The 201-nt window shown below is 57.2% G+C and carries 1 protein-coding gene; it reads left to right on the forward strand.

Features of this window, described 5'->3' with window-relative positions; translation table 11 throughout:
* A partial coding sequence (locus AOA61_RS31820; protein ID WP_218197350.1) for a hypothetical protein occupies positions 1 to 201 on the forward strand: 201 nt, incomplete at both ends.

Genomic DNA, 201 nt, shown 5'->3' on the forward strand with positions numbered 1-201 from the left:
TGAAGTACTGCTGCGAAATCTTCTGGTACTCACCACTGGCACGAATGCCGTCGATGGCCGTGTTCAATTCGCTGACCCGCGTGGTGAGCAGGCTCTTTGTCTTGAGCAGGTCTTATGTGGTGAACAGGATTTTGTGGTGAGCGGGCTTGCCCCGCGCTGGGTGGCGGAGCCGCCCCAAATTCAGACGCCTCAGTTCCAACT

Source organism: Pseudomonas sp. 2995-1, from assembly GCF_002742505.1.
GTDB classification, from domain to species: domain Bacteria; phylum Pseudomonadota; class Gammaproteobacteria; order Pseudomonadales; family Pseudomonadaceae; genus Aquipseudomonas; species Aquipseudomonas sivasensis.